Origin of the sequence: Streptomyces sp. TRM68367, assembly GCF_014495685.1 — a bacterium.
Lineage (GTDB): Bacteria > Actinomycetota > Actinomycetes > Streptomycetales > Streptomycetaceae > Streptomyces.
The window spans coordinates 60,364-85,451 of record NZ_JACTVI010000005.1; the positions used below are offsets into that span (position 1 = coordinate 60,364).

20 protein-coding genes and 1 pseudogene are annotated in these 25,088 nt (G+C 71.1%); 14 read left to right on the plus strand and 7 right to left on the minus strand.

Going from position 1 to position 25,088, the window contains the following annotated elements; genetic code table 11:
* Positions 1-205: 205 nt before the first annotated feature.
* Both H8R17_RS05535 and H8R17_RS05540 read left to right on the plus strand, forming a co-directional pair.
* The gene (locus H8R17_RS05535) at positions 206-1,675 is read left to right on the plus strand and encodes an amino acid permease (RefSeq protein WP_187821995.1); all 1,470 of its coding nucleotides are present in this window, start codon (positions 206-208) and stop codon (positions 1,673-1,675) included.
* 455 nt (positions 1,676-2,130) lie between these two features.
* Positions 2,131-3,477: an FAD-binding oxidoreductase gene (locus H8R17_RS05540; protein ID WP_187821996.1), complete on the plus strand. Its 1,347-nt coding sequence runs from the start codon at positions 2,131-2,133 to the stop codon at positions 3,475-3,477.
* Here H8R17_RS05540 and H8R17_RS05545 read toward each other — a convergent pair whose 3' ends face one another.
* Entirely contained in the window at positions 3,478-4,059 is a 582-nt protein-coding gene (locus H8R17_RS05545; protein ID WP_187821997.1) for a biotin transporter BioY, read from the minus strand.
* Positions 4,060-4,334: 275 nt separating this feature from the next.
* Between H8R17_RS05545 and H8R17_RS05550 the strand changes: the two genes are divergently transcribed.
* Both H8R17_RS05550 and H8R17_RS46390 read left to right on the plus strand, forming a co-directional pair.
* Positions 4,335-5,735: an amino acid permease gene (locus H8R17_RS05550; RefSeq protein WP_187821998.1), complete on the plus strand. Its 1,401-nt coding sequence runs from the start codon at positions 4,335-4,337 to the stop codon at positions 5,733-5,735.
* 31 nt (positions 5,736-5,766) lie between these two features.
* Positions 5,767-5,847: pseudogene (locus H8R17_RS46390) on the plus strand (superoxide dismutase); the annotation flags it as partial.
* A 16-nt stretch (positions 5,848-5,863) separates the two neighbouring features.
* On the opposite strand, the gene H8R17_RS05555 reads toward H8R17_RS46390, so the two are convergent.
* Together H8R17_RS05555 and H8R17_RS05560 are read right to left on the minus strand one after the other, a co-directional pair.
* Positions 5,864-6,475 (minus strand): histidine phosphatase family protein, encoded by a 612-nt coding sequence (locus H8R17_RS05555; RefSeq protein WP_187821999.1) that lies wholly within the window; start codon positions 6,473-6,475, stop codon positions 5,864-5,866.
* Positions 6,476-6,515: 40 nt separating this feature from the next.
* Complete coding sequence (locus tag H8R17_RS05560) at positions 6,516-8,057, minus strand: FGGY-family carbohydrate kinase (protein WP_187822000.1); 1,542 nt, start codon at positions 8,055-8,057, stop codon at positions 6,516-6,518.
* Between the two features lie 296 nt (positions 8,058-8,353).
* Here H8R17_RS05560 and H8R17_RS05565 point away from each other — a divergent pair, with 296 nt between their 5' ends.
* The 5 genes from H8R17_RS05565 (at position 8,354) to H8R17_RS05585 (ending at position 13,794) form a co-directional block, all read left to right on the plus strand.
* Positions 8,354-10,021, plus strand: a complete 1,668-nt coding sequence (locus tag H8R17_RS05565; protein ID WP_223124680.1) for a transposase — start codon at positions 8,354-8,356, stop codon at positions 10,019-10,021.
* A 106-nt stretch (positions 10,022-10,127) separates the two neighbouring features.
* The gene (locus tag H8R17_RS05570; protein WP_262505041.1) at positions 10,128-10,424 is read left to right on the plus strand and encodes a hypothetical protein; all 297 of its coding nucleotides are present in this window, start codon (positions 10,128-10,130) and stop codon (positions 10,422-10,424) included.
* Positions 10,421-11,458, plus strand: coding sequence for a 2-hydroxyacid dehydrogenase (locus tag H8R17_RS05575; RefSeq protein ID WP_187822002.1), 1,038 nt, complete (start codon positions 10,421-10,423; stop codon positions 11,456-11,458). The genes H8R17_RS05570 and H8R17_RS05575 overlap by 4 nt, the downstream gene beginning before the upstream one ends.
* 163 nt (positions 11,459-11,621) lie before the next feature.
* Positions 11,622-13,043 (plus strand): FGGY-family carbohydrate kinase, encoded by a 1,422-nt coding sequence (locus H8R17_RS05580; RefSeq protein ID WP_187822003.1) that lies wholly within the window; start codon positions 11,622-11,624, stop codon positions 13,041-13,043.
* Between the two features lie 529 nt (positions 13,044-13,572).
* Positions 13,573-13,794 carry a hypothetical protein gene (locus tag H8R17_RS05585; protein WP_187822004.1) on the plus strand — a complete coding sequence of 74 codons (222 nt, stop codon included), beginning with the start codon at positions 13,573-13,575 and terminating at the stop codon, positions 13,792-13,794.
* Between the two features lie 3 nt (positions 13,795-13,797).
* On the opposite strand, the gene H8R17_RS05590 is transcribed toward H8R17_RS05585, so the two are convergent.
* The gene (locus tag H8R17_RS05590; protein ID WP_187822005.1) at positions 13,798-14,460 is read right to left on the minus strand and encodes a DsbA family protein; all 663 of its coding nucleotides are present in this window, start codon (positions 14,458-14,460) and stop codon (positions 13,798-13,800) included.
* Between the two features lie 193 nt (positions 14,461-14,653).
* On the opposite strand from H8R17_RS05590, the gene pepN reads away from it, so the two are divergent.
* The 4 genes from pepN (at position 14,654) to H8R17_RS05610 (ending at position 20,397) form a co-directional block, all read left to right on the plus strand.
* On the plus strand, positions 14,654-17,239 hold the full coding sequence (gene pepN, locus H8R17_RS05595; RefSeq protein WP_187822006.1) for an aminopeptidase N: 2,586 nt from the start codon (positions 14,654-14,656) through the stop codon (positions 17,237-17,239).
* Between the two features lie 208 nt (positions 17,240-17,447).
* The gene (locus tag H8R17_RS05600) at positions 17,448-18,515 is read left to right on the plus strand and encodes a hypothetical protein (RefSeq protein ID WP_187822007.1); all 1,068 of its coding nucleotides are present in this window, start codon (positions 17,448-17,450) and stop codon (positions 18,513-18,515) included.
* Between the two features lie 783 nt (positions 18,516-19,298).
* The gene (locus tag H8R17_RS05605; protein WP_187822008.1) at positions 19,299-20,177 is read left to right on the plus strand and encodes a helix-turn-helix transcriptional regulator; all 879 of its coding nucleotides are present in this window, start codon (positions 19,299-19,301) and stop codon (positions 20,175-20,177) included.
* Between the two features lie 4 nt (positions 20,178-20,181).
* Complete coding sequence (locus H8R17_RS05610) at positions 20,182-20,397, plus strand: DUF397 domain-containing protein (RefSeq protein ID WP_187822009.1); 216 nt, start codon at positions 20,182-20,184, stop codon at positions 20,395-20,397.
* A gap of 17 nt (positions 20,398-20,414) precedes the next feature.
* Here H8R17_RS05610 and H8R17_RS05615 read toward each other — a convergent pair whose 3' ends face one another.
* The gene (locus tag H8R17_RS05615; RefSeq protein ID WP_223124681.1) at positions 20,415-20,750 is read right to left on the minus strand and encodes a hypothetical protein; all 336 of its coding nucleotides are present in this window, start codon (positions 20,748-20,750) and stop codon (positions 20,415-20,417) included.
* Positions 20,751-21,188: 438 nt separating this feature from the next.
* Between H8R17_RS05615 and H8R17_RS05620 the strand changes: the two genes are divergently transcribed.
* A complete protein-coding gene (locus H8R17_RS05620; protein WP_187822010.1) occupies positions 21,189-22,433 on the plus strand; it encodes an RNA-guided endonuclease TnpB family protein in 1,245 nt (414 codons plus the stop codon).
* Here H8R17_RS05620 and H8R17_RS05625 read toward each other — a convergent pair.
* Positions 22,430-24,202 (minus strand): TIGR03767 family metallophosphoesterase, encoded by a 1,773-nt coding sequence (locus H8R17_RS05625; protein WP_187822011.1) that lies wholly within the window; start codon positions 24,200-24,202, stop codon positions 22,430-22,432. The two genes, H8R17_RS05620 and H8R17_RS05625, sit on opposite strands and share 4 nt — an antisense overlap.
* 233 nt (positions 24,203-24,435) lie before the next feature.
* Complete coding sequence (locus H8R17_RS05630; protein ID WP_187822012.1) at positions 24,436-24,912, minus strand: NUDIX hydrolase; 477 nt, start codon at positions 24,910-24,912, stop codon at positions 24,436-24,438.
* Positions 24,913-25,088 lie beyond the last annotated feature (176 nt).

The window sequence follows — 25,088 nt, forward strand, 5'->3', positions numbered from 1 at the left end:
GAGACGAGTGTGACACGGCTGTTTCGGGGCGGCAGCCTCGGGCGCCGCCCCGGAAAAGTGTGAGCAACACTAGACAACCGTAAGAAAATCTCAGGTAACGATCTGGGTTCAAAGGTTCACGAATCTCTTTACCTCCGATTCACTGGACCGGCTCGTACACCGCTCGTGCGGCGAATGCTCACCCGGCACAAAGGAAATCCGTTCCATGACTTCGCAGCCGACTCTGGCAGACAGCGGAAGCAGCCCCGAAGGGTCTGGTTCCGGCCCCGGCTCCCCGTCCGGCTCCGAGCTTCAGGCCGGGCTCAAGAACCGGCATCTGTCGATGATCGCCATCGGGGGTGTCATCGGAGCCGGGCTGTTCGTCGGCTCCAGCTCCGGCATCGCCACCGCCGGGCCCGGCATCCTGTTGTCGTACGCCCTCGTCGGCACCCTGGTGGTGCTGGTCATGCGGATGCTGGGCGAGATGTCCGCGGCCAACCCGACCTCCGGGTCCTTCTCCGCGCACGCCGACCGGGCGCTCGGGAGCTGGGCCGGGTTCACCATCGGGTGGCTGTACTGGTTCTTCTGGGTCGTGGTGCTGGCGGTGGAGGCCACCGCGGGTGCTGTGATCCTCAACGGGTGGATCCCGGCCGTGCCCCAGTGGGGGTGGGCGCTGATCGTGATGGTGGTGCTGACCGCCACCAACCTCGCCTCCGTCGGCTCCTACGGCGAATTCGAGTTCTGGTTCGCGGGCATCAAGGTCGTCGCCATCGCGGCGTTCATCGTCATCGGCGGGCTCGCCGTGTTCGGGGTGCTGCCGGGTGTCGACAGCCAGCAGGCCGGGCTGGGCAACCTCACCGACCACGGCGGCTTCCTGCCCAACGGCGCCGGCGCCATCCTCACCGGCGTGCTGCTCGTCGTGTTCTCCTTCATGGGCAGTGAGATCGCCACGCTGGCCGCCGGTGAGTCCGAGAACCCGCAGCGGGCCGTCACCAAGGCCACCAACAGCATCATCTGGCGCGTCGCCGTCTTCTACCTCGGCTCGATCTTCGTCGTCGTGACCCTGCTGCCGTGGGACGCCCCTTCCATCAAGAAGGAAGGCTCGTACGTCGCCGCCCTCGACTCCCTCGGTATCGCGCACGCCGGTCAGATCATGAACTTCATCGTGCTGACGTCCGTGCTGTCCTGCCTCAACTCCGGCCTCTACACCGCCTCCCGGATGGCCTTCTCGCTCGGTCAGCGCGGGGACGCGCCGAAGGCCTTCGCCCGGACCACCTCGCGTGGCGTGCCGCGGACGGCGATCGTCGCGTCGGTCGTGTTCGGCTTCGTCGCCGTCTTCTTCAACTACGAGTTCCCGGACTCCGTCTTCCTCTTCCTCGTCAACTCCTCCGGTGCGGTCGCCCTGTTCGTGTGGCTCGTCATCTGCTTCTCGCAGCTGCGCATGCGGAAGATCATCCAGCGGGAGGCGCCGGAGAAGCTCGTGGTGCGGATGTGGCTGTACCCGTATCTGACCTGGGCCACGGCCGCGCTGATCGTCTTCGTTCTCGGCTACATGCTGACCGACACCGAGCACGACGGACGCGAGACCGTGGTGCTGTCGCTGCTCGTCGCGGCGGTCGTGCTCGTCATCGCCTTCGTGAAGCAGAAGGCCGGCAAGGGTGCGGAACGGGACGAGGACCGGGTTTCCGTCGGCTGAGTCCGTTCCGGGTCACGGACGGTGGGTCCGCGGCCTCCCGTTCCTCGCGGTGTGCGCCCGGCGGCAGGCTGGGCGGCCTGGAGGTGCCCGTGTGGTGACGGGGGGCGGCGCGCTCGGTGCCGGTGGGAAGGCGACCGGTTCCAGGGCGGCTTCCACGGCCGCCGGTCCCGGTCGGGCCGTGGGGTTCCTTGTGCAGGAGTGCGGCCAGCAGAGCACGCAACGGGCCTGCCTCGTCCGGGAGTTCGGGTTCCTCGTACCGGACGGCGTGCAGGGTCGCCGGCGTCGAGTCACGGGCGAACGGGGAACGCGTTCCGGTGCCATGTGGTCCGCGATACCGATTCGACGGGCTCACGGTCAAGGACGTCAAGGGCTGCTCGCCGATCGCTCCCCTGCTGGGAGACGGGCTGCCGATAACTTGACGGTTCCTGTCAGGTTATGCGTCCACGATGCGGTGCATGAACTTCGTCGACAACACCACTGACCTGCCCGGCCTGCCCGTTCTCCGCCCCGGAGACCCGGGCTACGACGAGCGCCTCACCGGTTTCCAGACCGGGTTCGCCCCGCGCCCCGGCGTGGTCGTCGCCGCGTCCGGGGCGCAGGACGTGGTCGCCGCCGTGCGGTACGCGGCCCGCGCCGATCTGCCGGTGGACGTGCAGGCCACCGGGCACGGGCGGCCCGGTCCGGCCGAGGGCGGCGTGCTCATCACGACCCGGGACATGGACACGGTGCGCGTCGACCCCGGCGCCCGTACCGTCCGCGTGGAGGCGGGCGTGCGCTGGGGTCAGGTGGTCGCGGCGGCCGAGCAGTACGGGCTGGCGCCGCTCAACGGATCGTCGCCCGGTGTGGGGGCCGTGTCGTACACGCTGGGCGGCGGACTCGGCATCCTGGGCCGGGAGTTCGGGTACGCGGCCGACCACGTCCGCTCCCTGGACGTCGTCACCGCCGACGGACGGCTGCGCCATGTCACCCCGGACGCCGAGCTGTACTGGGCGCTGCTCGGCGCGGGCCACGCCTTCGGTGTCGTCACGGCGCTGGAGATCGGGCTCGTGCCGGTGACGCGGTTGTACGGCGGCGCCGTGTCCTTCGACGGGCGCGAGGTCGAACCGGCGGCCGTGCTGCGGGCGTACGAGGAGTGGACGCGGACCGTGCCCGACGGGCTGACCTCGTCCTTCGCCGCCGTACCGTACCCGGACACGCCGGGGCTGCCGCCGCATCTGCGCGGGCGGTACGTCATCTCCGTGCACGTCGCCTACACCGGCGCCGACGGCGAGCGGATCACGGCCCCGCTGCGGGAGATCGGACCGGTGCTGGCCGACTCGCTGCGGGTGATGCCGTACGGCGAGAGCCACACTGTCCACAGCGATCCGGACGTCCCGCACGCCTACTACGGCGACAACGCGGTGCTGAGCGAGCTGGACCTCACGGGCGCCGCGGAGTTGCTGTCGTGCACCGCGCCGGACGCGGGCGGGCCCATGTGCGTCGTGTCGGTCGCTCACCTGGGCGGGGCGCTGGCGCGGCCCGCGCCGAACGCGGTGCCGCACCGGGACGGGCGGTTCATGGCGCGGGTGCTGACGGTGGCGGACCGGGGCACCGCGAGCCGGATCACGGACCGGGCCCTGGCCCCGCTCGCGCCGGTCACGCTCGGGCGGTCGCTCAACTTCGTCCTCGGCGCGGGCGAGCGGACCGAGGGCCTGTACGACAGCCGGACGCGCGAGAGGCTCGCCGGGCTGAAGTCGCAGTACGACCCGGCGAGCCTCTTCCGCAGGAACTATCCGCTGATCACCGCTGGAACCACCCGTTGATCAGCGCTTGTCGACCAGCTTCCAGGCGGTGGGCAGCGCGCCCATCGCCAGGGCCGCCTTCAGGGCATCGCCGATCAGGAACGGAGTGAGGCCGGCCGCGATCGCGGCGGTGGCGGACATGCCGGTGGCCAGGGCCAGGTACGGGACGCCGACGGCGTAGATGACCGCCTCGCCCAGCACCATCGTGCCCGCCATGCGCCAGGCGGAGCGGTCGGCGCCGCGCCGGGCCAGGGCGCCCACGAGGGCGGACGCGAGGATCATGCCGAGGATGTAGCCGAAGGACGGGGCGACCCCGGAGGTCCCGCCCGCGAACCACGGCACGCCCGCCAGGCCGGCCAGCGCGTACAGCGCGAGGGCGGCGAGGCCGCGGCCGACGCCGAGGGCCGTGCCGACCAGCAGCGCGGCGAAGGTCTGGCCGGTCACCGGCACCGGGGAGCCCGGCACCGGCACGGAGATCTGCGCGGCGAGGCCGGTGAGCGCGGCGCCGCCGGCCACGAGCGCGATGTCCCTGACGCGGGAGGCGGGGATGAGGTCGGCGAGGACCTGCCTGGTGCGGGCGGGGGCGGCGGCAGCGGTGCTCATGGGGACTCCGCGGGATGGTAGGGGCACTGGGACACGGTGACGCTATCCCAGCGCGCTCGCGCCGTTCACCGTCAGCGCCCGACAAAGGCATTGGCGGCGGCTTGGTGCGCTTCGGACAAAGGGTGCCGCTTACACATGATGCGGCGTGATACCGGTCACTGAGGTGGGGTGGTGTGGGCTACGCGGGGTGGACCGGCGCCGACTGTAGAGACTCGCCAAGGCACGTGAGACACTGTCGGCGTTTTTGCCATCGACGCATTGGACGAGCCGCGCCCATGCCCAGCACCCCCACTGAGACGCAGTCGAGGACGGACGGCGTCTCCCTGTCCCACGGTCTCAAGCAGCGCCACCTGTCGATGATCGCCCTCGGCGGGGTGATCGGCGCCGGGCTGTTCGTCGGCTCCGGCGCGGGCATCGCCGCCGCCGGACCCTCGATCGTCCTCGCCTACGCCCTCTCCGGCCTCCTCGTGATGCTGGTGATGCGGATGCTCGGCGAGATGTCGGCGGCGTACCCGTCGTCCGGCTCCTTCTCAGCACACGCCGAGCGTGCGATCGGCCCCTGGGCGGGCTTCACCGCGGGCTGGTCCTTCTGGGTGCTGCTGTGCACGGCCGTGGGCCTGGAGGGCATCGGCGCCGCGAAGATCGTCAGCGGATGGCTGCCGGGCACGCCGGAGTGGGCGTGGGTGGCGCTGTTCATGGTGGTGTTCTGCGGCACGAACCTGGCCGCCGTGAAGAACTTCGGCGAGTTCGAGTTCTGGTTCGCGGCCCTGAAGGTCGGCGCGATCTCCCTGTTCCTGGTACTCGGCCTGCTGGCCATCGTGGGCGTGCTGCCCGGCACGGACGCCCCCGGCACCAGCAACCTCACCGGCGAGGGCGGCTTTCTCCCCAACGGCGGCGAGGGTTTGGTCATCGGCCTGCTCGCCTCGGTGTTCGCCTACGGCGGTCTGGAGACGGTCACCATCGCGGCGGCCGAGTCGGAGAACCCGGTCAGGGGCGTGGCGAGCGCGGTCCGTACGGCGATGTGGCGCATCGCGCTGTTCTACATCGGCTCGATGGCGGTCATCGTCACGCTCGTGCCGTGGGACTCCAAGGAGGTGGTCGAGAGGGGCCCCTACGTCGCCGCCCTCGACCACCTCGGCATCCCGGGCGCCGGCCAGCTGATGAACGTGGTCGTGCTGGTGGCCCTGCTGTCCGCGATGAACGCCAACATCTACGGCGCCTCGCGCATCGCCTACTCGCTGGTGCGGCGGGGCGAGGGCCCGAAGGCGCTTGGCCGGGTCTTCGGCGGGGTGCCACGGTTCGCCGTGCTCGCCTCCTCCGTGTTCGGTTTCCTGTGCGTGCTGCTGAGCTACTGGCGCCCGAACGACGTCTTCCCCTGGCTGCTGAACATGATCGGCGCGGTGATCCTGGTCGTCTGGATCTTCATCACCGTCTCCCAGCTGCGGCTGCGCCGTCGTCTGGAGCGCGAGGAGCCGGAGAAGCTGGTCGTGCGCATGTGGGCGTTCCCGTGGCTGACGTGGGTCGCGCTGGCGGGCATGGCCGCGGTCTTCGTCCTGATGGCACGCCAGCCGGAGACGCGGGTGCAGTTGTACTCGACGGGCGGGATGACGCTGTTCCTGGCGGCGGTCGGGTACGCGTGGCAGAAGGCGCGCGCCAAGCAGCAGACCGACCGCTGACCGACAGCCGGAGAAGGCCCCCGCGGGGGCCTTCAAGGCGCGGCTGTCCAGGGCGGCGGCCACCGCGCAGGGGCCCCGGCTGGGGGTGCTCGCGTACGAGCCGCTGAGCGGGCTCCCCCCGTACGGGCTCACTCGCAGGGCACGTTCAGCGAGAGCAGTGCGGCCGAGTCGGTGTCGAGGCGGAGTTCGCTGATGGCGGCGTTGCGCAGGCGGGGGAAGACACGGCGGTACTCGGCCGGCGGGATGTGCAGCAGGCGGCACAGCACCAGGCGGAGCAGCGTGTTGTGGGCGACGACCAGGACGCGGGCGCCGGGGTGGGCGGCGGCGATGCGGTGCAGGGCGGCGGCGCCCCGGCCGGCGGCGGCCGTGGGGTCCTCGGCCTGCGGGAACGGGTGGGCGACGGGGTCGGCGCGGAAGGCGTCCGCCGCGGCCGGGTTCTGCGCCGCGAACTCGGCGAGGGTGCGGCCCTCCACCAACCCGAAGTCGCATTCACGCAGGTCGGGTTCGCGGTGCGGGGTGAGGTCCAGGGCGCGGCAGGCGGGCTCGGCGGTGGCCACGGCGCGGGAGAGCGGGGACGTCCACACCGCGTCCACCGGGTGCGCGGCGGCCCAGCGCCCCAGCGCCTCGGCCTGGGCCCGCCCGGTGTCGGTGAGGGCGACGTCGCTGATCCCGGCGTACCGGTTCTCGGCGTGCCAGACGGTCTGGCCGTGGCGGGTGAGGAGGAGGGTGGTGCTGCTCATCGGCCGGCCTCCTGGTGTGAGTGCCGCACATGGGTGGTCATCAGTCCACGGTGTCCGGGTCCAGGCGGCTACGGGCGTGCGCGGCGACCGGGGGCGGCAGCCAGCCGCGCGCCTCCAGTGCGTCGACGAGGCGAGCGTACGGCTCCGCGAAGCGGGCGGTGCGGTCGGGGCGGGGTTCGTACGTGGTACGGGTGCGGACCATGCGGTCGGTGACGTCGGGGAGCGTGCGGGAGCCGCCGGTGCCGTAAACCGCGAGCGCCGCCATGCCCAGGGCCGGTTCCGTCTGTTCGGGGACGCGGGCGGGGCGGGCGAGGATGTCGGTGCGCAGCTGGTTCCAGTAGGGGCTGCGGGCGGCGCCGCCGGTGAAGGTGAGCGGGCCGTCGAGGGGGGCACCCAGGTGCTGCAGGTAGTCCAGGCACAGGCGTTCCGCGAAGGCGACGCCCTGGAGCAGCGCGGCCCACAGGTCGGCGTCGTCGACGGGTTCGCCGAGGAGGAGGGCGCTGGCGTCCGGGGCGCGGAACGGGAAGCGTTCGCCCGGCGCCACCAGCGGGTACGCGACCGCGCCGGACGGTTCGAAGGCGGCGGCCCGCGCGTCCATGGCGGCCGGGTCCGCGCCCGCGAAGGCCGCCGTGAGCACGCCCGCGCCCACGCTCGACGCCCCGCCCGGCAGCCAGGTCCCGTCCGGCGCACGGTGGTTGTAGACGACGCCGGTGGGGTCCCGTACCGGCTCCCGGGCGGCGCCCTTGAGCACCAGCGTCGTACCGAGCACCGAGTTCCAGGAGCCGGGCCGCAGCGCGCCCGAGGCGATCTGGGCCGCGCAGCCGTCGGTCATCCCGGCGATCACGGGCGTGCCGGCGGGGATGCCGGTGGCGTCGGCGGCGGCCGGGGAGACCTCGCCGAGCCGGGTGCCGGGCCGTACGACATCGGGCAGCAGCCCCTCGGGCAGGCTCAGCCCGTCGAGCGCGGCCCCCGGCCAGGCGTCGCGCTCCAGGTCGTACCCGGTCTTGAGGGCGTGACTGGAGTCCGCGGGCGGCGGTTCTCCGGTGAGGCGGGCGATGATCAGGTCGGGCTGGTGGGCGAGGCGGAGACGGCCGACGCCGCGCGGGCGAACGCCGCCGGACCGGCCGACGCCGCGCAGCTGACCGGCGCCCCCCTCCCCGCCGTACTCCCCCACGAGCCACACCGCCTTCGGCAACGCCCACGTGTCCTGCACCGCCACCCCCGCTGCCCGCACCCGTGCCGCCTCCTGGGCGGCGCGAGTGTCGTCGTACATCAGGGCGGGGCTCAACGGGCGGCCCGAGTCGTCCGTCAGCAGGACGGTCCCGGACGTGCCGCACACCGCGAGCCCGCCGATCCGTACGCCGGGCAGCGGGCCGAGTGCCGAGCGGGACGCGGCGCACACCGCCTCCCACCAGTCGTCCGGGTCCTGCTCGTGCCGTCCGCCCTCCCGGCGCCCGTCCAGCGGAGCGGCACCGCTGCCGAGCACGTTGCCGTCCCCGGCGACCAGCAGCACTCGGACGCTCTGCGTCCCCAGGTCGATCCCCAGCCACCCCTCGCCGGCCTCGCCCGTCTCGTCCGCCATCGGACCTCCTACTATGCATCGCGCAGGTCTATACCCATTTCACTCTGCTCAGGGATGTCCGACCATGAGGCAGGGGCGGAGTGACCAAGCAGGGTCGGGGACTGGCGCGGTGGCCTGTGAAGGCTCCGTTTCCAGCCCCCGACCCTACTAAGGCCGACCTCAGGGCCCGAAACAGCTCAGGATGAAGGCTGGTTGACCGATTGCCTTGTCAGCGCTCATGCGAATCTCTTACTCCGGACAGCAAGGAACAGAAGTTCTTCCATCGAACGCGTGACTCTTGCGCGCGACGTTCGTTGATGAGATGTCTGGGATTCGGCCGGGCAGGAGGTGAACGGGTGGGCAGGGCACGGGAAGGCGCGGGACCATTCGTGGTGCCTGGCCCTGCGGGGGTGGCGGTACGGGACCGGCTCAAGCATCTGACCGCCGAGGACGAGAGGGTGCTACGCGCGGTGGGCGAGCACCTGGGACGGCTCGCCTCACTGGATCTCAAGGCCCGCTGTGCGGACGGTCTGGAGCACGACAGCGACCGGTGGAGCGCGCGCAAACGGATCCTGACCGCGCCATCGTCGTCGCGCTGGGCAGGCAGCATCACCAGAGCGACTCATGATCAGTGGGCACTGACCCGCCGTTGCCAGCTTGCCCACATTCAGAAGCTGGAGGCTGGCATTCGCGAACTGCGCCACCGCATGTCCCTGCCGATCGGACAACCCGGCTCCAAGCGGGCACCCGGAGGCTACCGGTCCCGGCAGGAGTGGCACGCCAAGTCCCGTCGGCTGGCCTGTCTGGAGGCCCGGCTGGAGACGGCCCGCGCAGACTGGCAGGCCGGGCGCGTTCGAGCCGTGCGGGGCGGCAAACAGCTACTGACCAAGCGCCACCACCTCGCAGAATCGCAGCTCACCGAGGACCAGTGGCGCCGACGGTGGGAGGTGGCGCGCTGGTTCCTGCAGGCAGACGGCGAAAGCGGGAAGCGGTACGGCAACGAAACCATCCGCGTCACGCCGGGCGGCGAGGTCAGCATCAAACTGCCTGCGCCACTGGCCCATCTCGCCAACGCCCCGCACGGCCGGTACGTACTGGCCTCCCGCGTGCAGTTCAAGCACCGGGGTGTTGAGTGGGCCGACCGCGTCACCACGAACCGTGCCCTTGCCTACCGCATCCACCTGGACACAGCACGCGGGCGCTGGTACTTGACTGCCTCCTGGCAGCGCCCGGCCGTGCGGACGATCCCCCTGGGAGCAGCCCGCATCCGTGGCATGATCGGCGTGGACACCAATGGCGACCACTTCGCCGCCTACCGGCTCGATGCCCACGGCAACCCGGTCGGCGATCCACACCACTTCTTCTTCGACCTCACCGGACCCACCTCCCACCGGGACGCCCAGCTCCGGCACGCTCTCACCCGCCTGTTGCACTGGGCACGACGCTGCGGCGTGGCCGCGATCGCGATCGAAGACCTGGACTTCACCGCGGAGAAAACCCGCGAGAAACACGGCCGCAAGAAGCAGTTCCGCAAGTTGATCTCCGGCATGCCCACGGCCAGGCTCAAGGCCCGCCTGGTCTCGATGGCTGCCGAACTCGGCCTGTCCATCGTCGCCGTCGATCCGGCCTACACCTCCAAATGGGGCGCCCAGCACTGGCAAAAGCCCCTCACCAGCACAACGCGTACCGTGACCCGGCACGATGCCGCGAGCATCGCGATCGGACGACGCGCCCTCGGGCACCCGATCCGGCGACGGACGGCACCGCCCCGCATCCACCAGAGCGATGGATGCGGGCATCGGACCGCCCAGGCCGACTCGGCCACTCAAGGGTGTGAGGAACCCCGCCGACATACCACGGACCGCGCTCCTGGAAGGCCGTTGCCGGGTATGGAGAGTACGCGGGTGACCAGACGGGCATCCAACACCGTTCGGGATACCCGCAGTGACCAAGGGTGGGTCAAAGGCTCATCCCTGCTCACTTGATTTGGAACGGTTACGCCTACCACCAGGAACCGCAGCCGACTCGGGCGCTGCGGGGACTTGCACGAGCACAAGATCCATTACGAGGTGTGCGCAACGAAGGGCACTCATGACGGGACTGGCGCCCGCGATCAACCGGCTGCCCGCCGTCGCGGCCGACGACGGCCACGCCCGCCTCTCGGACTCCGTGACGCTCCCACTGCCCGTGCCGGTGGCCGCAAGCCGGGAGGTGACCGTCGGCAGCCGCCCCGAGGATCTCCGCCTCACCCTCGACGGCGTCGCACCGCACCTGGTCCTGCTCACCGACCCCGAGGTACGCCTCGGGCACGACGAGCGCGTGCACGTCATCGCCGACGCCCACCACACCCATGTCTTCGACGCCGAAACGGGAGACTCCCTGCGATGACCTCAGGAAACAACGTGCGTGTGGTGGCCGCCGGCGACCACTTCGTCCTGCCCTCGCTGATCGCCGACGCGGTCGGCCGTGAAGCGGGCGAACAGCCCGTGAACGTAAGGGAGTTGAAGCTGGGCTGGCCGCTCGATCCCTTCGGCCCGGTGGCCGAGGTGCAGGAGGCCAGTGATGCCGAGGACGAGATGATCGAGGCACTGGCCGGGGCACAGGTGCTGGTCACGCAGATGGGGCCGGTCACCGAGCGCGTCCTGGCCGCCTGCCCGGACCTGCGCCTGGTGGTGGTGTGCCGGGGCGGCCCGGTCAACGTCAACCTGGACGCGGCGAAACAGCGTGACGTGCGGGTCTGCTTCGCGCCGGGCCGCAACGCCGCCGCCACCGCCGAGTTCACCCTCGGCCTGATGCTCGCCGCCCTGCGCCGCATCCCGCAGGCCCACGACCTCCTCGCCCGGCAGGGCAGTTGGGCAGGGGCGGCGTACTACACGTACGAGCACAGCGGTCTGGAGCTGGAGGACCTGCCGGTCGGCCTGGTCGGCTACGGGGCCGTGGGCAGCCGGGTCGCGCGCGTGCTGTGCGCGTTCGGGGCACGGGTGCTGGTGTACGACCCGTATGTGCACGGCGAGATCCACGGGCTGCGCGTGAACTCGCTGGAGGAGCTGCTGCGCGGCTCCCACGTGATCACCCTGCACGCCCGGCTCACCGACGAGACGCGCGGCCTGATCGGCGCCCGTGAGCTGGCGCTGCTGCCGCACGGCGCGGTGGTGGTGAACGTGGCCCGCGGACCGCTGCTGGACGAGGTCGCGCTGTGCGACGCGCTGGAGAGCGGGCAGGTGTCGGCGGCGGCGCTCGACACGTACGTTCACGAGCCGCTCCCGGAGGGCTCCCGGCTGCGGGCACTGGCGGAACGCGTGGTGCTGACCCCACACCTGGGCGGGGCTTCGCGCGCGGTGGCGGAGAAGGCGGCACGCATCGCCGCGGAGGAGGTCGGCCGCTGGGTGCGCGGGGAGCCGCTGGCGCACTGCCTGACCTGAGGGCGATGTGGGTGCGGGCCCACCAACGCCCACTGGTCCGACGACACGGGCCGCGAGAGAGCCGCACCGGCACGTGGCGCCCCGAAGGCGAACGAGCCAAACATTCGGCACGCCAGCTGCAAAGGCACTGCACAGCCGACCGAGCCAAAAGAGGTGGGTTGGGATGTACGTCGGTATCGATGTAGGCACGTCCATGGTGAAAGCCGCCGCGTTCGACACCGAGGGCCGCGAACGGGCCGTCGCGGCGCGCCCGGTGGGTCTCGCCCTGCATGGCGGGCAGGTCGAGCAGGACATGGAGGAGGTGTACGCGGCGGTCGTCGCCGTGCTGCGGGAGCTGACGTCCCGGGTGCCGGAGCCGGTCGAGCTGGCCGGGCTGACCGGGCAGGGCGACGGGGTGTGGCTGGTCGACAAGGAGGGCCGCCCGGTGCGGCCGGCGGCTTCCTGGATGGACGGCCGCGCGCATGAACTGGTCGACCGATGGCTGGCGGACGGCACCTTCGAGACGGTGTTCCGGCGCACCGGAAGCGCCATGTTCCCCGGCTGCCCCGGCCCGCTGCTGGCCTGGCTGGACAGTCACGAGCCGGCCGCCCTCGACGCGGCGACCGCCGCTCTGTACTGCAAGGACATGGTGTTCCAGCGTCTGACGGGCTCCCCGCGGGCGGCGACGGACGTCTCCGACGCGTCGATGCCGTTCCTGGACCCGCGCACCCGGGCGTACGACAACCGGGTGGTGGAGCTGCTGGGTCTCACCCACCGCCGCGGCCTGCTCGCCCCGGTGAGCGATCCGATCGCGACGGCCGGGACGCGCGGCGAGGGCCTGCCCGCCGGGACGCGGATCGCGAACGGCCCGTACGACCTGCCGGCCAGCGCGCTCGGCGCCGGCGTCACCTCCCCGGGCGACGGCCTGCTGATCGTCGGCACGTGCCTGGCCAGCCTGGTCGCGACGACCGAGCTGGACCTGTCCGGCGAGCCGGCCGGCCTGTACATCTCCACCGACCGCCCCGGCCACTGGCTGCGCGCCATGCCCGCGATGGTCGGCACGGCGGCCCTGGACTGGGTGCTGACCACGACCGGTGTCCCCCACGACGAGGTGGACGGCCTCCTCGCGGACACGCCGCCGGGCGCGCACGGGGTGCGGGTCCTGCCGTACTTCGCGCCGTCCGGCGAGCGGGCCCCGTTCGTGGAGCCGCGGCTGCGCGCCGAGCTCACCGGTGTCTCCCTGGAGTCGACCAAGGGCGACCTGGTCCGCGCGACCTGCGAGGGCATCGGCTACGCCGCCCGGCACTGCCTGGAGGCGGCCGGGCTCACCGGGACGCTGGCGGTGTGCGGCGGCGGCACCCGCAGCTCCGCCTGGATGCGGCTGCTCGCCGACGTCCTCGGCCGGCCGCTCGGCGTCGTCGAGGGCGAGGTCGGCGCGCGGGGCGCGGTGCTCGCGGCGGCCGAGCGGTACGGGGTGGCCTTGGACGCGGAGGAGTGGACGCGGCCCACGGCGGTGGTCGAGCCGGACGCGAGGCGGGCGGCGTACTACGCGAAGGGGTACGAGGAGCACCTGGACCGGCTCGAACAGGCGCGGGCACGCATCTGAACGGCCGTGCGGGACAAGGCAGTCGCATGCCAAAGCCGACACGACGGCCCCTGCCGTGCCCGACCATGTGCGTGGGAGGGCGGTTCGTGACTTGACGCGGTTGCCGAGCTGCTCACCAACCGCCCTGTCGGGACGCACATACGTGGCGGGGCGGTTGGCCTTGCAGGTATACCGAGCGTTCCTGCTGGGTGAGGTCCCGGTTGACGGCACGGCATATCTTGCGGACTGCTTCGGCCGGGCCGGGGAGAGATACGTCCCGCAGCCGCACGGTCCCGTCGGCATCGCCGCTGGCCGGCGTTTGCCCAGAGGACATCCAGGCGTTCTTCGACGGCGCCGTGCCCGCGCCGCCGTTCGACGTCGCCCGCCAGCTGGGCGCCCCACCCACCTCTGGCGGCGGGCTCCCGGCGCGGTACCGGAGCCGACGATTTCGGGGACACGTTCGCCGAATACGCGCTGTACTACCACCTGGGGGCCGGCGCGGTGGTGACCGGCTTCCCGGACCTGGCGGTGCTGGCGAGAAGAGGCTGACATGACCCACAAGTGGTGTCCGACCTGCCGTGCCTGGCACGACTTCCGCAAGCTCGACGCCGAGGAGAAGGCGGCCGTGCGGGAGGAGAGGGGGGAGCGCCACTATGTGGACGACCTGTGGCGGTGCACCGCCCCGGGCTGCCTGTGGTACCAGCCGTACCTCAACAAGGCGGGCGGCCGGCTCCCCGAGAGGTTCCGGGAGAAGCCGGCCGACGCCGGGTGAGTCCTACAGATTGCTGAAGTCGGGACCCTTGGTGCGGGTGCGCTTGATCTCGTAGAAGCCGGGGACCGAGGCCACGGCGAGGGTGCCGTCCCAGAGGCGGGCGGCCTCCTCGCCCTTCGGGGCCGGGGTGACGACCGGGCCGAAGAAGGCGAGCTGCTCGCCGTCGGCGCCGGGCACGGCGATGACCGGCGTGCCGACCTCCTGGCCGACCCAGTCGATGCCCTCCTTGTGGGAGGCGCGCAGCTCGGCGTCGAACTCGAAGTCCTCCTGGTCGGCGTAGTCGATCAGGTCGGCGGGCAGCCCCACGTCGGCGAGCGCGGCGGCCATGGCTTCGCGGGTCGGGCCCGCGCCGTCGTTGTGGAAGCGGGTGCCCAGCGCGGTGTAGAGCGGGCCGAGGACGTCGGCGCCGTGCTTCTGCCAGGCCGCGGTCACCACGCGCACCGGCTGCCACGCCGTCTTCGCGAGCATCTCGCGGTACTCCTCGGGCAGCTCGTCGAGCTTGTCCTCGTTGAGCACGGCCAGGCTCATGATGTGCCAGCGGACCTCGATGTCGCGGACCTTCTCCACCTCCAGCACCCACCGGGACGTCATCCACGCCCACGGGCACAGCGGGTCGAACCAGAAGTCGACGGGGGTCTTTCCGGAGGTCGTCGCGCTCTCGGACATGCTTCTCCTCGGATAAACGTCACACGTTGCGTCACAAGTGCCTTTGAATGCTCAACGGCCACCGCGCCCGTCCCATTCCCGGCTGCCCCGCGTCAGGGGCGCATGGCAGGATCGGTCCTGTTCAGCCGTACGCTCCCCCACTCTCGGCTTCGCTCGAGCGGGGGGACCCGCATCGTTTGAGGGAGTGCCGCCCGTGCCCGGTGAGAATCTGTCCCGCGACGAGGCCCGGGAGCGGGCCGCCCTGCTGTCCGTCGACGGGTACGAGGTGTCCCTCGACGTGCGCTCGGCCGTCGGCGACGAGGGCGGCGCGGGGCCGCGCACCTTCCGCTCCGTCACCACGATCCGGTTCCGCTGCAACGAGCCCGGCGCTTCGAGCTTCGCGGACCTGATCGCGCCGAGTGTGACGGCCGTCTCCCTCAACGGCCGCGACCTCGACCCCAGCGAGATCTTCGACGGCTCCCGGATCCAGCTGGAGGACCTGGCCGCCGACAACGAACTCGTCGTGGACGGGCAGTGCGCCTACTCCCGCACCGGCGAGGGCCTGCACCGCTTCGTCGACCCCGAGGACGGCGAGGTGTACCTGTACACGCAGTACGAGCCGGCCGACTCCCGCCGCGTCTTCGCCAACTTCGAGCAGCCCGACCTGAAGGCCCCGTTCCGCTTCGAGGTGCGGGCGCCGGAGGGCTGGACGGTGTGGAGCAACGGCGCGGGCGAGCGGGTCGACGGGATCTGGCGGTTCGCGGAGACGAAGCCGATCTCGACGTACATCACGTGTGTGGTCGCGGGCCCGTACCACTACGTGACGGACGAGTACGAGCGTGTCCTCGAGGACGGCACCCGGCTGCGGATCCCCCTCGGCGCCCTGTGCCGCAAGGGCCTCGCACCCTACTTCGACGCCGACGACGTGTTCCTGGTGACCAAGCAGGGCCTGGACTTCTTCCACGACCACGTCGACTACCCGTACCCCTTCGGGAAGTACGACCAGGCGTTTGTGCCCGAGTACAACCTCGGCGCGATGGAGAACCCGGGCCTGGTGACGTTCCGGGAGGAGTTCATCTTCCGGGGCAAGGTGACGCGGGCGTCGTACGAGAACCGGGCCAACGTCATCCTGCACGAGATGGCGCACATGTGGTTCGGCGACCTGGTCACCATGCAGTGGTGGGACGACCTGTGGCTGAAGGAGTCCTTCGCCGACTTCATGGGCGCGTTCTCGCTGGTCGGCGCCACGCGGTTCACCGACGGCTGGATCACCTTCGCCAACCGCCGCAAGGCGTGGGCGTACCGCGCCGACCAGCTGCCGTCCACGCACCCGATCACCGCGGACATCCGCGACCTGCAGGACGCCAAGCTGAACTTCGACGGCATCACGTACGCCAAGGGCGCCTCGGTGCTGAAGCAGCTCGTGGCGTACGTCGGGCAGGACGCGTTCCTGGAGGGCGCGCGTCGCTACTTCAAGCGGCACGCGTACGGCAACACGCGCCTGGGCGACCTGCTGGCGGTGCTGGAGGAGACCAGCGGGCGGGACATGGCCGCCTGGTCGCGGTCCTGGCTCCAGACGGCCGGCGTCAACTCGCTGACCCCGCAGGTGCTGCTGAGCCCGGACGGCCGGGTCGACGAGCTGGCGGTGGTGCAGGAGGCTCCGGAGTCGCACCCTGAGCTGCGGCCGCACCGGGTCGCGGTGGGCCTGTACCGGCGGGGCGCCGGCGGGGCGCTGGAGCGGTACGCGCGCGCGGAGATCGACGTCGAGGGCGCGCGGACGGTCGTAGGAGAGCTGGCCGGGGCGGACGCGCCGGAGCTCGTCCTGGTGAACGACGACGACCTGACGTACTGCAAGATCCGCTTCGAGGAGACGTCGCTGGCGACGCTGCGAGACGGGCTGGGCGAGGTCACCGACCCGCTGGCACGCGCCCTGTGCTGGTCGGCGCTGTGGAACATGACCCGGGACGCGCTGCTGCCGGCGCGGGACTTCGTGGACCTGGTGCTGCGGTTCGCGGGGCGTGAGTCCGACATCGGCGTGCTCCAGATGCTGCACGCGTGGACCCGGTCGGCGCTCGTGCACTACGCGGCGCCGCAGTGGCGGCCGGTGGGTGAGCGGCTGGTCGCGGACGGGGCGCTGCGGGAGCTGCGGGCGGCCGAGCCGGGCAGCGAGCACCAGCTGGCGTGGGCGCGGTGCTTCGCGGCGGTGAGGTCGGGCGCCGAGGACCTGGCGGTGCTGCGGGGCCTGCTGGAGGGCACGGAGAAGATCGACGGGCTCGATGTGGACCAAGAGCTGCGCTGGACGTTCCTGGAGCCGCTCGCCGCGCACGGAGTCGCCGACGAGGGCGTGCTGGCCGCGGAACTCGCCCGGGACGACACCGCGTCCGGCAAGCGTCACCAGGTGCGCTGCCTGGCCGCCCGCCCGTCGGCGGCGGTCAAGGCGCAGGCGTGGGCGCAGGTCGTGGAGGGCGACCGGCTCTCCAACGCGCTGGTCGAGTCGACGATCTCGGGCTTCACGCAGACCTCGCAGCGGGAGCTGCTCGCGCCGTACGCGCAGAAGTACTTCGCGGCGATCGAGCGGGTGTGGAGCGAGCGGTCGATCCAGATCGGCATGGATGTGGTGCGCGGCCTGTTCCCGGCCCTCCAGGACTCGCCGGCGACGCTGGCGGCGACGGACGCGTGGCTGTCCACGCACGCGGATGCCGCGCCCGCCCTGCGCCGGCTCGTGCTGGAGGCGCGGGACGACCTGGCGCGGGCGCTGCGGGGGCAGGCGTGCGACGCGGAGGCGACGGCCCGCTCGTAACCGTAACCCCGGCCTCTGGCCATGGTTTGGGCGTTCCGCCGTCGTTACAAGATGAGTGCTCTCGCGGTCGTAACCCCTGGCCGTCCCCCAAACGGACCAGGGGCTTTCGGCATCCGAACAAGCGTCCTTTAGTTCCTCCTTGTCCGCATTTGTCGACGACCCTGTAACAGCGGTTAAGGGCCGGACCAGGCGCGGGAACGTGCGGGTCATGAACCACCACAACACCCCGCTCTCCCCCCGCCCCCTGCACGAACTGTCCGACGGTCACCGCCGGATGATGACCACAGCGCAGCTGCGCGAACACGGCGTGACGGCCGCCGAGGCGGCCGAGCAGTGCCGCGCCGGCGGCCCCTGGCAGCAGCTGCTGCCGGGCGTCGTCCTGCTCCACCCCGGTCCGCCGACCAACGAGGAACGGCTGCACGCGGTGCTGATGTACGCGGCACGGGAGCGGACGGCTTCGGTCCCCGCCCAGCCGGGCGCGCAGGGCCTCCCCTCTGCCTACGCGGAGGCCATGATCACCGGCCTGGCCGCCCTCACCCTGCACGGCTTCTCCTCCGCTCCCCCGCTGCTGTCCCTGGACACGATCGACGTCCTGGTCCCCCGCCTGCGCCGGCTGCGCTCCACCGGCTGCGCGCGGATCGTCCGCACGCCCGCGCTGCCCAGGCCGGACCAGGTGACCGGTCTGCCGGTGGCCCCGGTGCCGCGCGCCCTGGCCGACGCGGTGGCGGGTCTTCAGGACGCGGGCGCGGTGCGCCGGCTGCTGACGGAGGCGGTGCGCGGCGGTCACTGCGAACCGTCGGCCGTCGTACGGGCGTTGAACCAGGCGCGACTGCTGAGCCGGCCGCACGTCGTGGACGCCGTGGACTCCCTGCTCGCCGAGGGCCGGGCCATCGCGGAGGACCGCCTCTACGAGATGGTCCGCGCCTACGGCCTCCCCGACCCCGTCTGGAACGTCGACCTCCGCCTGCCCGGCGGCCCCCACCTCGGCGGCCTCGACGCCTACTGGCCGGACCAGGCGGTCGCCCTCGAACTCGACACCCGCGCCCCGCGCGACCGCCACGAGGACCGCCCCGAGGACCGCCAGGACGAAGACGCCCTGTGGACGGAGTACACCCGCAAGCGCGAGCACCTGGAGCGCCTGGGCATCACGGTCGTCCACACCACCCCGAAGAAGCTGCGCGACTCGCCGGAACAGCAGGCGACGGTGATCCGCACGGCCCTCATGGCGTCGGCCGACCGGGACCCGGCGGCGTATGTCGTGGTGCTGCCCCGGTAGCGACGGACCGGGCTGACACCAGGAGGGGAGAGGAGGGGCCGCCGGGAGCCACCGGCGGCCCCTCCTCGCACGTGCGCGGCATACGGGCGCCCCTGATGACGAAGTGACCGTTGAGCGAGCGGCCCGGAAAGGCGGGTGGCCGGCAGACGGTCGGGACACCTACGTACCGCCACCAAGACGTGCGCGTACGGTCTTGCCGACCTCCGCGCGCAGGAACCAGTCCAGTTCCTCGGCGATACGGGCCACGACCAGGAGACCCGGCCGCCTTCCTCGCCGGGCTCCTCTCGGATCTTCGGGAACATCCGCACCGGGTCCGACACCTCGACAGACAGCCCATCGTCCTCCAACACGGCCAGCCGCAGCCACAGTTCGTGTCCGGGCAACCTGCCGTGCACCACCGCGTTGGCGACCAGCTCCGAGGTGACGAGTACGGCGTCGTCGATGTCGCCGGTCCAGTTCCACATCGTGAGTCTGCGGCGGGCGTGCAGCCGGGCGAGACGGACGCCGCGGAGGGTCATGGGGTAGCCCATGGACCAGTCGTGGGTGAGGAGGGCGGGAGGTTGGGGGCGGGGTTGGGCATCGAGATCCCTTCCGTGTGTGGGCTACCCAACCAGCGTGTTCGTCGTGCTTATGTGGCCACAATCGAACATGCCCTGAAAATTCAGCGGTGGCGAATTTGGACTATGCCCGAATCTGCGCAATCGCCTGCGCGAGCCGCACACGGGGTGTCACACTCTGCACACGGCAACAAGCGCAACGTGCTGGAGCACAAAGGCGGTGCACATGGCTGCAAAGCGCGGGCGTACGGCGCAACGACTCGAACTCGGTCTGCAACTCCGTCAGTTGCGCGAGAACTGCGACACGGACCACGGAATCGGGCTGACTCGCAGGCAGGCGGTCCAAGGGCTGCGGATCTCCGAGGCATCCCTGCAACGCATCGAGACCGGCTCCCTCAACTTCCGCTACGTCGGTGACCTACGGAAGCTGCTCGCCAGGTACGGCGTCACCGACGAGGAGGTCATCGACTCGCTGATCAACCTCAACCGTGAGTCCAACCAGCAAGATTGGCTGACCCAGTACCGAGGGCTCATGCCTGCGGGGATGCCAGGGTTCGTCGGGCTTGAGCCGGAGGCCCAGGCCATGAAGGCGTACCACCCGACACTGGTGTACGGCCTGCTCCAGACCGAGCGCTACGCACGTGCCGTCCACGAGGTGCAGAAGCCGATCGAGGAGTACACAACCGAGTTCATCCGAAATAACGTGGAGCTACGGATGAAGCGCCAGGAGGTGCTGACCCGGGAGAACCCCGTCAAGCTGCACGTCATCCTGGGTGAAGCCGCCCTGCGGTATCCGATCGGGGGCGTCGACGTCATGCGCGAACAGTTCGCACGACTGGAGGAGTTGTCCAAGTGGGACCAGGTAACCATCCAGGTGTTGCCGTTCCGCCCCAGCTACCGCTCCATCAACGACTTCGCGCTCCTCGACTTCGGCAACGAGTTTCCGCCGCGCGTCCAGACCGACAGTGCATGGGGTTCCGTCTCCACCTCGGACAAACCCCGTGAGGTCGACCGGTTCACCCGTCGGTTCGACGCCATGGCAGCATCAGCGCTGCCTCCCGAGGACACCCCCGAGTTCCTCCACCAACTACAACGAGAGCTGTAGACCCATGCGCCCGCGCCTCACCGCACCCGAAATCGCCCCCGAGCACTCCTGGTTCAAGTCCTCCTACAGCGACGCGGGCCAGAACTGCGTCGAGGCCGCCCACCTCCATCCCGCCGCCATAGCCATCCGCGACTCCAAAAACCCCACCGGCCCCGCCCTCCTCCTGCCCTCTACCACCTGGACGGCCTTCATCACGCACATCACCCAGGACGAGGAGTAGGCCTCGACACCTCCGCGTCACCCGTCGAACTCCGGAATCAACTCCCCGATCAGCCGCATGCTGCGCAGCACAGCCTCTTGCGGCAGCGCGCCCACCTGCTGGAAGCACATCAGGCGGTCGATGCCCAGGTCGGCGTAGGCGCGGAGTTTCCTGCGGCAGGTGTCGGGGCTGCCCACGATGAGGGAGTCCTGGGCGGTGAGGGCACGGTAGATCTCGTCGTCGGGGACACGTTCGCCCTGGAGGATGCGGGCGATGACGAGCGGGGCCGCGTTCGGGTCAGCCCCCGCCGCCTCCTGCGCCCCGTGGTGCTCGACCTGCCACCAGCAGCCGTAACCCAGCTCGTCCGCGAGCACCGCCTGCTCGATCGCCTGGCCGAGGCGGCGGTGCTCGTGGTCGTCGCCCCAGGGCCGGGGTCCGGGAGATCGCTGAAAATATCGATCTTCACGGGGCGGTACGGCCTTTCCACGGCGGTGCGGGGCCGGGTGCGTTCCTGGCAGGTTCTCAGGTTCTCTGCCAGGATCGCCCAGATACCGCCCGTACGGGGGTTGTTCAGCGGATTTTTGCGAGGAACCCCGGGGCTTCAGCCCCGGGAGGAATCGCATCCTGGCGGCCGGGGCGCGGAGCGCCGCGGTATCACTGCGGTTGACCGGCCGAGGAGCGGCCGGGTGCCGAGCCTTCGGTTCCGGGTTGAGGGTCGCGGGAGTATCCCGAAATGTGACCGGATTCGCTCGATGGGATGAACGGCTACGAACATGTGGGGGTGTCTCGCACTGGCGTGTACGGTCGGGATCATGAAGCTGGTCGTGCAGGTGAGGCTCTTGCCGGCGCCCGTACAGGCGACGGCACTTGAGGCGACCCTGCGCGCCTGCAACGAGGCGGCGACCTGGGCCAGTCAGGTCGCCTTCGAGCAGGGTGTGAAGAGCAATTTCGCGCTGCGCAGGCTCGCCTACGACGAGGTGAAGGCGCAGTGGGGGCTGGGGGCGCAGGCGGCCCAGCATGTGATCAAGAAGACGTGTGACGCGTACGCCGCGCTCAAGGCCAATCTGAAGGCCGGGAACCTGGGCAGGCGGGACTCGAAGAGGTACCGGCGGGCGGTGGAGAAGCCGGTCGTCTTCCGGCCGAATGGGGCGCAGCCGTATGACGACCGGATGCTGTCCTGGCAGATCGCCGAGCGGCGGGTCTCGATCTGGACGACGGCCGGGCGGATCAAGGACGTGGCGTTCACCGCATCCCCGGAGCAGCTGGCCGCCCTGGCTCTGCACCGGAAGGGCGAGTCCGATCTGGTGTGCCGGGATGGCATGTGGTTTCTCAATGCCACCTGTGAGGTGCCCGAGGCGCCGCTGAACACCGATCCGGTGGACTTCCTCGGCATCGACCTGGGCATCGTGAACATCGCCACCACGTCCGACGGCGAGATCATGGCCGGGCGCGAGCTCAACAGAGGCCGGGTCCGTGAACGACAGCTGCGCAGCAAGCTGCAGAAGAAGAACACCCCGTCCGCCAAGCGCCGGCTGAAGAAGCGCAGGCGCAAGGAGGCGCGACGGGCCAAGGACATCAACCACAAGATCGCGAAACATGTGGTGGCCGAGGCAGAACGCACCGGTCGCGGTATTGCCCTGGAGGACCTGACGGGCATCCGCGAGCGGGTACGGCTTCGCAAGCCCCAACGGGCCGCCCACTCCAGTTGGTCGTTCGCTCAGCTGGGGGCGTTCATCGCGTACAAGGCCCGCAAGGCCGGTGTGCCGGTGGTGTACGTCGATCCGGCGTACACCTCCCGCACCTGCGCCGAGTGCGGGCACATCGACAGGGCGAACCGGGTCTCGCAGGCCTGGTTTGCGTGCCGGAACTGCGGATTCGTTGATCACGCGGACCGGAACGGCTCCCGCAACATCCAGGCCCGTGCCTGGGAGTTGTGGCGACGCGGGGCCCAGTCAACGGCCCCCGTCCCACCACCGGAGCGCACGCGCAGGGGTGGGGCTGGACGCAAACGCAGCATCACACCCAGTGGTGCCCGTTGTGCAAGCCCGTCACTTTAGTGACGGGTAGTTGACCCCTTCTTCAGCAGCAGCTCGGTGTTGCGGTCGCGCGCCTTGCCGCCCAGCTCCGTGCTGGCGCCCGGCGCGTTGAGGGACAGCTCGCGGTACAGGGACGCGAGGCCGGTCTGGGAGAGGTCGGCGAAGTCGGTGCGGTGCGGGGCCGAGGACTCCACCAGGGTGGTGAAGAGGGAGAGGGTGCCGTCCTTGTTGTCCACCAGCTCGATGATGCGCGCGAGTTGGGGGAAGTCGACGTGGGAGGCGGTGGAGATCTCCCAGAAGGAGTGGCCGTCGGCGCCGGTGTGCGCGGTGATGTCGTTGCGGTGAATGTGGCCGTTGACCCAGGCCAGCACGTTGCGGTGGCGGCCGAGCAGGGCGAGGAGCTCGTCGCCGTCCACGCGGCGCTCGCCCGGGCGGGCCGGGTCGGGGAGGGTGTTGTCCATCGACGTGCTGGTGTGGTGGCTGAACACGATCGCGTACGAGTCCTTGTTGTCGCGCAGCGTGCGCTCCAGCCAGCGGAGCTGGCCCTCCCCGAGGGAACCCTGGTAGTGCCCGGCGGAGTTGGTGGTGTCCAGGCTGATGCCGATGACGTCGTCGGCGACGCGGAAGGCATAGTACTGGGTGCCCGCGTCGAGGTTGGCGGAGGAGTAGCCGTGGCCGGCCGGGCCCAGGCCCCGGTACGCCGGGTCCAGGTGGGCCTTCAGGTACTCGGTGGGGGTGAACGGGGCCCGCTTCTCGTCGGGCGTGACCGAGCGCATGTCCCGGGCGTGGGTCTTGAGGAACTGGTGGTACTGGACGCCCGCCGGGTCCTTGGCGTCCTTGATGGCGTCCTGGAGCTTCTTCGCCTCGGCCGCGGACAGGCTCATCAGCTTCTTCCCGCCGACGGCCGCCTCGGTGAGGTAGGAGTCGCCGTGCGAGGCGTAGCAGCCGAGCGGCATCGAGTCGTGGTTGCCGACGGTCGAGTACCAGGGCAGGTTGAGGCCGGGGCTGCGCACCTCGCGGATCGCGGCGGCCAGGAAGCCGTCCAGGTGCGGGAAGCCGGCCTGCTTGTCGGCGTCGCGCGCGGCCTCGTCCGGCTGCCAGTACAGCTTCAGGCCGCTGTTCTGCACGCCCTCGTAGTGCCGCGGGTCCCCGGTGTTGGGGGTGATGCGGCCACCGCTCATGACCTTGAGGAACCAGTCCAGCTCGGACCTGGTGTTGTTGTCCGTGTTGTCGCCGGTCGTCATGGCGAAGTGCAGCGGGGCGCCGGTGACGGGCGCGCCGCGCAGCGCGTTGATCCGCTCCACGAGCGCGATCGCGCCCTGCACGGTCAGCGCCTCGTGCGGCCGCCAGGCGTGCACGTCGGTCGAGCGCAGGTACTCCAGGCGCAGCGGGTGCTGCGCGTCGATGATGTGCAGGTCGGTGAGCTGCACGAAGGCCGCGAGGGCGGTACGGCGGCCGGCGCGGCCGGACCTGGGCGCGGCCAGCTCGTCGCGCACCACCCGCTCCCAGCCGGGCCCGTCGCCCAGCCGCCGGTAGCCGGAGCTGCCGCGCGGGGCGGAGACCGAGGCGAGGGTGGTGCCGCGGGTGTAGGGGGCGAGCGGCGCGGGGGGCGCCTTTCGGGAGGAGGCCACCGGGGCGTCGGCGGTGCCGGTGGTGGTGGCGGCCTGGCTGTCGCTGGGCCGCAGGGCGTAGCCGACGCCGGCGGAGAGGGCCACCGCTCCGGTGGCGGCGAGGACGGTGCGACGGTGGATTCCCGGTGCGGAATCGGCGACTGAGCGTGTGCGCGACATGGCGCTTGTCTCCCCGAGTGCGAACGCGTCGGCAGTGGTCGCGGTGCGCTCGCTGACGCGAACGTTCCGCTCGTACTGGATCGTTGACACCGGGGATGACCTGCGTGTGAACGCGGCGGCAACGCGCAGCGCCGATCACCGTACGTGGATCTCGGGCTACCCTGCGCGTCCATGACCGCTCGCCGAACGGCCGGGAGCCGGTCACTCAGGGTTCATCTTCGGGGGTACTGAACCTATTTCCCGGGGGCCTGCCCCTCGTCGGCCGCCACCCGCCCCGCAGCCGGCCGCTCCCGCCACAGCCGGAGCCCCACGTCGACCAGGGGCAACCGGTTCAGCCCGGGTACCGCGTCCAGGTCCTGCCATGCGGCCAGCTCCGTGGAGCCGCCGACCTCGTGGCGCAGCTCGCCGCCGACGACCCGGACCTCGTAGAGGAGCCGCACGCCCTGGCGGTCGACGGGCCGCCCGAACCGGCCGGGGGTCACCCGGCGGATGGAGTCCACGCCGAGCAGTTCCGTGACCTCGGTGCGGTACCCGGTCTCCTCCGTCACCTCCCGCAGCACGGTGTCGTGGGGATCCTCGCCGTGCTCCATGCCGCCGCCGGGCAGCACCCACTCGGGCGGCCCGCCGTCCAGGCCCGGCGAGCGGGCGAGCAGGACCTGACCGTCACGGACACAAATGGCGTAGGCCGCCACCCTCAACTTCTGGCGCACCCGGGGAACTTATCCCGGACATGCCCGAAGTGCGGGGTGTTTTTCTTGCATTCGGGACCGGCGCACCGAGGGTGCCGTAGCGGGTTTTCCCCATGCGCCCATCTCGTTTCGGTCAACTCTTCCCAAACATCCGTCCCTTGCGCAAGGCTGTGCGATCGTCCGGGATCGTCTTCCGG

Bases quoted from the DNA above. Each gene is read 5' to 3' on its own strand.
- H8R17_RS05590 (WP_187822005.1), bottom strand. From the start codon at position 14,460: ATGTCCGAGAGCGCGACGACCTCCGGAAAGACCCCCGTCGACTTCTGG.
- H8R17_RS05535 (WP_187821995.1), top strand. From the start codon at position 206: ATGACTTCGCAGCCGACTCTGGCAGACAGCGGAAGCAGCCCCGAAGGG.
- H8R17_RS05600 (WP_187822007.1), top strand. From the start codon at position 17,448: ATGAACCACCACAACACCCCGCTCTCCCCCCGCCCCCTGCACGAACTG.
- H8R17_RS05545 (WP_187821997.1), bottom strand. From the start codon at position 4,059: ATGAGCACCGCTGCCGCCGCCCCCGCCCGCACCAGGCAGGTCCTCGCC.
- H8R17_RS05625 (WP_187822011.1), bottom strand. From the start codon at position 24,202: ATGTCGCGCACACGCTCAGTCGCCGATTCCGCACCGGGAATCCACCGT.
- H8R17_RS05560 (WP_187822000.1), bottom strand. From the start codon at position 8,057: ATGGCGGACGAGACGGGCGAGGCCGGCGAGGGGTGGCTGGGGATCGAC.
- H8R17_RS05565 (WP_223124680.1), top strand. From the start codon at position 8,354: ATGAGATGTCTGGGATTCGGCCGGGCAGGAGGTGAACGGGTGGGCAGG.
- H8R17_RS05575 (WP_187822002.1), top strand. From the start codon at position 10,421: ATGACCTCAGGAAACAACGTGCGTGTGGTGGCCGCCGGCGACCACTTC.
- H8R17_RS05550 (WP_187821998.1), top strand. From the start codon at position 4,335: ATGCCCAGCACCCCCACTGAGACGCAGTCGAGGACGGACGGCGTCTCC.
- H8R17_RS05570 (WP_262505041.1), top strand. From the start codon at position 10,128: ATGACGGGACTGGCGCCCGCGATCAACCGGCTGCCCGCCGTCGCGGCC.
- H8R17_RS05585 (WP_187822004.1), top strand. From the start codon at position 13,573: ATGACCCACAAGTGGTGTCCGACCTGCCGTGCCTGGCACGACTTCCGC.
- H8R17_RS05580 (WP_187822003.1), top strand. From the start codon at position 11,622: ATGTACGTCGGTATCGATGTAGGCACGTCCATGGTGAAAGCCGCCGCG.
- H8R17_RS05620 (WP_187822010.1), top strand. From the start codon at position 21,189: ATGAAGCTGGTCGTGCAGGTGAGGCTCTTGCCGGCGCCCGTACAGGCG.
- H8R17_RS05605 (WP_187822008.1), top strand. From the start codon at position 19,299: ATGGCTGCAAAGCGCGGGCGTACGGCGCAACGACTCGAACTCGGTCTG.
- H8R17_RS05555 (WP_187821999.1), bottom strand. From the start codon at position 6,475: ATGAGCAGCACCACCCTCCTCCTCACCCGCCACGGCCAGACCGTCTGG.
- H8R17_RS05610 (WP_187822009.1), top strand. From the start codon at position 20,182: ATGCGCCCGCGCCTCACCGCACCCGAAATCGCCCCCGAGCACTCCTGG.
- H8R17_RS05540 (WP_187821996.1), top strand. From the start codon at position 2,131: ATGAACTTCGTCGACAACACCACTGACCTGCCCGGCCTGCCCGTTCTC.